General features: G+C 60.5%; 6 protein-coding genes. 3 read left to right on the forward strand and 3 right to left on the reverse strand.

Going from position 1 to position 6,552, the window contains the following annotated elements; translation table 11 throughout:
• On the reverse strand, positions 1 to 821 hold an 821-nt coding region (locus tag ACJWXQ_RS03730; RefSeq protein ID WP_406672179.1), incomplete at its 3' end, for an FAD-dependent oxidoreductase.
• Positions 822 to 1,007: 186 nt separating this feature from the next.
• Between ACJWXQ_RS03730 and ACJWXQ_RS03735 the strand changes: the two genes are divergently transcribed.
• Genes ACJWXQ_RS03735 through xth form a run of 3 tightly spaced genes read left to right on the forward strand, consistent with a single transcriptional unit; the run spans position 1,008 to position 4,515 of the window.
• Positions 1,008 to 3,062 carry a M3 family metallopeptidase gene (locus tag ACJWXQ_RS03735; protein ID WP_406672180.1) on the forward strand — a complete coding sequence of 685 codons (2,055 nt, stop codon included), beginning with the start codon at positions 1,008 to 1,010 and terminating at the stop codon, positions 3,060 to 3,062.
• Positions 3,059 to 3,742 carry a TIGR04211 family SH3 domain-containing protein gene (locus tag ACJWXQ_RS03740; protein ID WP_406672181.1) on the forward strand — a complete coding sequence of 228 codons (684 nt, stop codon included), beginning with the start codon at positions 3,059 to 3,061 and terminating at the stop codon, positions 3,740 to 3,742. Before ACJWXQ_RS03735 ends, ACJWXQ_RS03740 begins: the two co-directional genes overlap by 4 nt.
• Positions 3,739 to 4,515, forward strand: a complete 777-nt coding sequence (xth, locus tag ACJWXQ_RS03745; protein WP_406672182.1) for an exodeoxyribonuclease III — start codon at positions 3,739 to 3,741, stop codon at positions 4,513 to 4,515. Before ACJWXQ_RS03740 ends, xth begins: the two co-directional genes overlap by 4 nt.
• Before the next feature lie 86 nt (positions 4,516 to 4,601).
• Here xth and ACJWXQ_RS03750 read toward each other — a convergent pair whose 3' ends face one another.
• Positions 4,602 to 5,180, reverse strand: coding sequence for a hypothetical protein (locus ACJWXQ_RS03750; RefSeq protein WP_406672183.1), 579 nt, complete (start codon positions 5,178 to 5,180; stop codon positions 4,602 to 4,604).
• Positions 5,181 to 5,331: 151 nt separating this feature from the next.
• Positions 5,332 to 6,552 (reverse strand): glutamine--fructose-6-phosphate transaminase (isomerizing) (gene glmS / locus ACJWXQ_RS03755; protein WP_406672184.1); only part of this gene is annotated, 1,221 nt, incomplete at its 5' end.

Consider the following 6,552-nt stretch of genomic DNA (forward strand, 5'->3'; position numbering starts at 1 on the left):
CCTGCCTTCTCCAGACCCAGACCCTGTGTGGCTGGTTCACGACCAATGGCCCAGAGCAATTCATCGAAGGGGCAGAGCACACGCCCGTCCTCAGTCTCCAGGGCGTAACCCTCGCCGTCCTGGCGAGCGGCAGTGGGCACGGCCTGGGTAATCAGCTCAAGGCCGTCTGCCTCCATTTCCGCCATAAGGCGCTGGCGGAGGCTGTAATCGAAGTCCCGTAGCACCCCATCACGACGCACGATAAGGCTGACCTTCGAGCCCAGGGCATTCAGCATGCCGGCCAGTTCCACCGCGATATAACCACTGCCCACCACGGCGATCCGCCGGGGCTGCTTTTCCAGCTCGAAGAAGCCGTCCGAGCTTATTCCGAGCTCACCACCGGGAATGTCAGGTCGTGCGGGGTAACCACCGCTGGCAATGAGGAAGCGCTCGCCACTATAGCGCTCACCGTCGACCTCAATGGTCTTTGCATCAAGGAAACGAGCGAAGCCCTGCAGGTGGGTGACACCGCTCTTTTCCAGATTGCGGGCATAGATGCCGTTCAATCGCTTTACATAGGCATCACGGGCACGCTTCAGGCTCAGCCAGTCATGGCCCGAACTTCGGACATCGAAGCCATAATCACGTGCCTCCTCCACCCCATGGGCGAGACTGGCGGCATACCACATCACCTTCTTGGGGACACAGCCGACGTTGACGCAGGTGCCTCCAAGGGGACGGTTTTCAGCCACCGCCACCCGAGCGCCGTATTCCGCTGCCCGCCGGGCGGTGGCGATACCGCCGCTGCCACCACCAATCACGATCAAATCAAAATCCGCCATGCCTGTCTTGTCCTCCTCGAACGAGTCGCACCTGCAAGGGTCGGATAAAAAAGGGAAAGCCGGGGCCGGCGCTTTCCGGGGCTCAATGTAGCACAGAGCCCCGAATCCACCGGACCCGGCTGAAAGACGCGCCAGCGCGTGCTAAGTTACGCTGTCCATTTCCGCTCTCACCGGAGGGCCGATGCCATGAAAAACCCTTTGCTCGAGCCCTTCGACCTGCCGCCATTCGCCAGGCTGGATGCGGCCCATTTCGAGCCTGCCCTGGATCAGGTGCTGGCGGATTATCGGCGAACGGTAGATGAGGTATCAAGGCAGCCCCGAGAATACGATTGGGACAGTCTGGCACGCCCGCTGGAGTCGATGGAGGACAGGCTCAGCCGGGTCTTTTCACCCATCGCCCATCTCAATAATGTCGCCAACGATGAAGCGGTGCGGAAGGCCTTCGGCCGCTGCCTGGAGAAGATCAGTGCCTGGGAAGCGGAGAAAGGCCAGAACCGGGGACTTTACGAGGCCTGGCGGTCCCTGCGCCGACCCGAGCTATGGGAATCGCTGGACACCGCCCAACGCAAGACGGTGGATGATCAGCTTAGGGATTTCCACCTGTCGGGTGTGGACCTGGAAGAGCCTGCCCGCTCCAGATTCCGAGCCATTCAGGAGCGGCTGTCCCGCCTGCAGAATCGCTTCGAAGAAAACCTGCTGGACGCAACCCAGGCCTGGTCCCTGCACGTCCCTCCCCACGAGGAAGGGCGGCTGACGGGAATTCCGGCGGCGGATCGGGCGCGGGCGGCAGCCCGTGGGGAAGAGATGGGCAAGGCGGGCTGGCTTTTCAGTCTGGAATTTCCGGATTATCTGGCAGTGATACAGCACGCCGACGATCGTGAACTTCGCCGGGAGATGCACCACGCCAATGCCACCCGGGCGTCAGATAGGGGGCCCCAGGCCGGACGCTTCGACAATGGACCGGTGATGGAAGAGATCATGGCCCTGCGCCAGGAGGCCGCATCACTGCTGGGTTATCGAAATTTCGCCGAGGTCTCCCTGGCAAGCAAGATGGCGGACTCACCCCAGCAGGTGGCGGACTTCCTCGCCGATCTGACGGCCCGGGTGAAACCGGCTGCGATGGCGGAGTTCAAGGCCCTCTCCGACTTTGCCCGGGAGACCCTGGGGATAGAGACGCTGGCTCCCTGGGATCTGCTCTGGGCGAGCGAAAAGCGGCGGGAGGCCAAGCATGGCCTGTCGGACGAGAGGATCAAACCCTATCTGCCCCTGGAACAGGTGCTTGAGGGCATGTTCCGGATCGCCGGGGAGCTATACGGCCTGAACGTGGAGACAGTCAGCGAGTTCGAGCGCTGGCATGAAGATGTCCGTCTCTACGCCCTTCGTGATTGCGCCAGCGGTGAAGCCATTGGCCGCCTTTACGTTGATCTCTATGCCCGGCCTGGCAAGCGCGGCGGCGCATGGATGGATGAATGCGTCAGCCGCCGACGGACAGAGACCGGGCTGCAAACGCCGGTTGCCTATCTGACCTGCAATTTCGGCAAGCCGGCAGCCGGCCAGCCGAGTCTGCTCAAGCATGACGATGTCATCACGCTGTTTCATGAGTTTGGCCACTGCCTCCAGCACCTGCTGACGGAGGTGGATGTGAGCGAGGTCGCCGGTATCCATGGTGTGGAATGGGATGCGGTCGAATTGCCGAGCCAGTTCCAGGAACACTACGCCTGGCCGGGCACTGGCCTGGATCGGGTTGCCGCTCACTTCGAGAGCGGCGAGGCCATGCCGGCCTCTCTTCAACAGGCCATGCTGGAAGCCCGCAACTTCCAGACCGGCATGAAACTGTTGCGCCAGTGCGAGTTCGCCAGTTTTGACCTGCGCCTGCATCGGGAATACCCCGAGGAGAGCGAACTGAGCATCGTCGAAACACTGAATGATGTCCGCGAGCAGATTTCGGTGGTGCCGGTTGCCGATTATGATCGCTTTGCGCACAGCTTCGCCCATATCTTCGGTGGCGGTTACGCCGCAGGCTATTACAGCTACCTCTGGGCAGAGGTATTGTCCTCGGATGCCTTCTCGGCCTTCGAGGAAGCGGGTCTGTTCGACCGCGATACCGGTGAGCGTTTCCGACGCACCATACTGGGACTTGGCGGCAGCTTGCCTGCCTCGGAGGTTTTCAGACGCTTTCGGGGCCGGGATCCGGATATGGCGGCCTTTCTTCGACATCACGGCATTGTGGAGGCGGCATGAAGTGCTCTCTTTTACGCAACGGCTGTTTTGCCTTGCTATTGCTCTTGCCTTTGACGGCGGTTGCCGAGCCGGCCTGGGTCATCGACCGTCTCTTTCTCAGCCTTTATCCGGAGCCTGACAGCACGAGCGAAAGACTCGACTTGCTGCAAAGCGGTGATGAACTGGAACGCCTGGGATCCGTGGAAGATGGTTTTGCCCAGGTCGAAACGCCGGATGGGACCATTGGCTGGGTCAATCAGGAGTTTCTCGTGGACAGTCCGCCGGCCCGGGTTCGGATCGATGAGGTGGAAGCGGAAAGGAACGAATTGGCAGAGAGATTGGCGAACCGGGATAGAGAAATTGCATCTCTCGAGCGCGAACGCGATAAGCTGGAGAACGAACTGGCCGACGTCCAGCAATTGGCGGACAGTAAGCCGGAGCTTGAGGCGGACGCAGTGCTGACGGCGGAAGAGATGGAAGGAAGTCGCTCTGCTCCTGGGCAAGCGGAGGGTGAAGCAAGGGAAGCTGAAATCACGGCGGCTACCACGGAATCAGAGCCTGTGGTGCCGGCTTATCAACAACCGCGCTTCATGGGCCTGTTGCTCGCTTTCATGCTGGTGGGGGGCTTGATTGGAGGCCTGATCGGTTGGCTGCTTCGAGAACGCCGGATTCGTGAACGCTTGGGAGGTCTGAGTCTGTGAGTAATTCAGTGGTGTCCTGGAACGTCAATTCCATCCGTGTGCGCGAGGAACAGGTCGCGAACTGGATAAAGGATCATCGGCCCGCGGTTGTAGGACTGCAGGAAACCAAGCTGCCGGATGATCGGTTTCCGGCAGCCACGTACGAGAGCCTCGGCTACCACTGCCTGAGCAATGGTCAGCGGACATACAACGGCGTGGCGTTCATCAGCCGTGAGCCGGCCACCGAAGTGGTTACTGATATCCCCGGCTATCAGGATCCGCAGCGACGTGTCCTTGCCGCCAGCTTCGGAGACCTGCGGGTCATCAATCTGTATGTACCCAATGGGCAGGCGGTAGGAAGCGAGAAGTATGAGTACAAACTGGAATGGTTGGACCACCTGACCCGCTGGCTTGAGGATGAGGCGTCACGCCATGATCGACTGGTGGTGATGGGTGATTTCAACATCGCCCCTGAAGATGAAGACGTGCATGATCCGGAAGCCTGGCGCGGCAAGATCCTGTTCTCGGAACCTGAGCATGCCGCCTTGAAACGCATTTTGGATATCGGCTTTGATGATAGTTTTCGTCTCTTTGATCAGGCAGCAGAGCAGTTCTCCTGGTGGGACTTCCGAACCCGTGCCTTCCGTCGCAATCGTGGCCTGAGAATCGATCTGGTGTTAACGAGCAGCAAGATGCGCGATCGGGTGGAAGCCAGCTGGATCGACGTAGAACCCCGCCGCGCGGAGCGCCCATCGGACCATGCACCGGTGGGCATTGACCTGAAGGAAGGCTGAACACCGGAGCCGCAACAGGATAGGCTTAGCCGATCGGCTTGCGGGAGCGCCAGGGCCCATTGGCCCATGGCGCTCCTGCAACGTGATCAATCCTCCATCCGGTGGAATGGGGTATCCCAATCCAAGGCCGTCGGTCGATTCTCCGGGCTGGTTGATGGGTTGTCACCAAAATAGGGCGTATCGCCTTCCACCCTGAAAATATCGTACTCATTATCAGGGGCACCAAGGCCGTCCGGATCATCTGTGAGTTCGATGTCCAGCTCCCGTGCCGTGACGCCGCTATCAGTGGTGATCTCGTCCCCTGCCGAGATTTCCCAGGCGAGGTATCCGGAGAATACCGGGGTATTGGCGCAACTCGTGTCAGCTTCGTCGAAAATTTCGAAGTATCCTTCGGCGATATTGCCATCAACGTGGCGTTCCAGGATCTGATTCTCGCCATCAATAAAGACGCAGCCGCTGGTCCAGGCGCCCTGCAATGGCTCAAGCCCTGCATCACCGTCTCCGTTGTCACCCCCATCCCCGTTGCCATTCCCGTTGCCGTCACCATTGCCATTGTCCGTCTGACCACTTGAATCATCATCGCTGCTTGAGCTGTCCAGGCAACCAGTGCCCAAGAAAACGAACAAGAGGAGGAATAACAGGATATAGGGCGTGCGCTTATTCATGCGTATCTCCTTGTTGGAAGGGGGCGAAAGACACTCGGTCTATCTGGGTAATACCTCTCTATCATCCCACGTGGTCGCTCGGAATCTACCCCCCGTTTGGGGTACTGCCGGGCAAATTGGGCTGACTGAACCCAGGCTGCTTGCCTGGTCCTTATTCGACGGTCACGGATTTTGCAAGATTACGCGGCTTGTCCACATCCGTGCCCTTGTGGACCGCGACATGGTAGGCCAGTAGTTGCAGGGGAATGGTGAAGATGGCCGGGGCGGTGAGGGGGCCGCCGGCGCGGGGCAGGGCAATGACATGGGTACGCTCATCGGCGGTGAAACCGCTCTCGGCGTCCGAGAAGACAATCAATTCGCCACCGCGGGCACGCACTTCTTCCAGATTGGAGCGAATCTTCTCCAGCAGGGCATCGCTTGGGGCGACGGCAATGATGGGCATGTCCTCGTCCACCAGGGCCAGGGGACCATGCTTCAGCTCGCCGGCAGCATAGGCCTCGGCGTGGATATAGGAGATTTCCTTGAGTTTGAGGGCCCCCTCCATGGCCACCGGGTAGTGGCTGCCGCGACCAAGGAAGAGGGCGTGGTGGCGATGAACCAGATGCTCGGCCAGGGCCTCGATGGGTTTATCCAGGGCCATGGTCGCCTCAATGGCGGCCGGCAAAGCACGCAGTTCCGCCACGGCCTTGGCCTCGGCATCCTCGCTGAGCCGTCCATGGGCCTTGGCCAGGGCGAGGGCAAACAGGGCCAGGGCGGTGAGCTGGGTGGTGAAGGCCTTGGTGGAAGCAACACCGATCTCGGGCCCGGCTCGGGTCATCAGCACGAGGTCGGATTCCCGTACCAGTGAGCTCTCGGGCACGTTGCAGATGGCAAGTCGGGCCAGATAGCCCTTCTCCGCGGCCAGACGCAGGGCCGCCAGGGTATCGGCAGTCTCACCGGACTGGGAAATGCTGACAAAGACATGCTTGTCGGGTACGACCGGATCGCGATAACGATATTCGCTGGCGATCTCCACACTGCAGGGTATGCGGGCCAATTGTTCGATTTGGTAACGGGCGATCAGGCCGGCATGGTAACTGGTACCGCAGGCGATGATGTGCACGCCTTCAGCCTCGGCCAATTGCTGCTCAGCATCTGGCCCGAAGGCGGCGGCCAGGAGTCGATCGTGGGTGACACGCTCTTCCAGGGTTTCGGCCACGGCATTGGGCTGCTCATGGATCTCCTTGAGCATGTAATGGCGGTACTCACCGCGCTCCACGGCATCGGCGGAAAGCTGACTCTCCACCTCGGCGCGGTTTACCGGCTGGCCATGGCGATCAAAGATGCGAACACTGTCGCGGCGCAGCTCGGCGACATCGCCTTCCTCCAGGAA

Source organism: Natronospira sp., from assembly GCF_007134575.1.
GTDB classification, from domain to species: Bacteria; Pseudomonadota; Gammaproteobacteria; order Natronospirales; family Natronospiraceae; genus Natronospira; species Natronospira elongata.

Excerpts from the sequence above, each read along its gene's own strand:
- ACJWXQ_RS03735 (WP_406672180.1), top strand. The coding sequence starts at position 1,008 with ATGAAAAACCCTTTGCTCGAGCCCTTCGACCTGCCGCCATTCGCCAGG.
- ACJWXQ_RS03740 (WP_406672181.1), top strand. The coding sequence starts at position 3,059 with ATGAAGTGCTCTCTTTTACGCAACGGCTGTTTTGCCTTGCTATTGCTC.
- ACJWXQ_RS03750 (WP_406672183.1), bottom strand. The coding sequence starts at position 5,180 with ATGAATAAGCGCACGCCCTATATCCTGTTATTCCTCCTCTTGTTCGTT.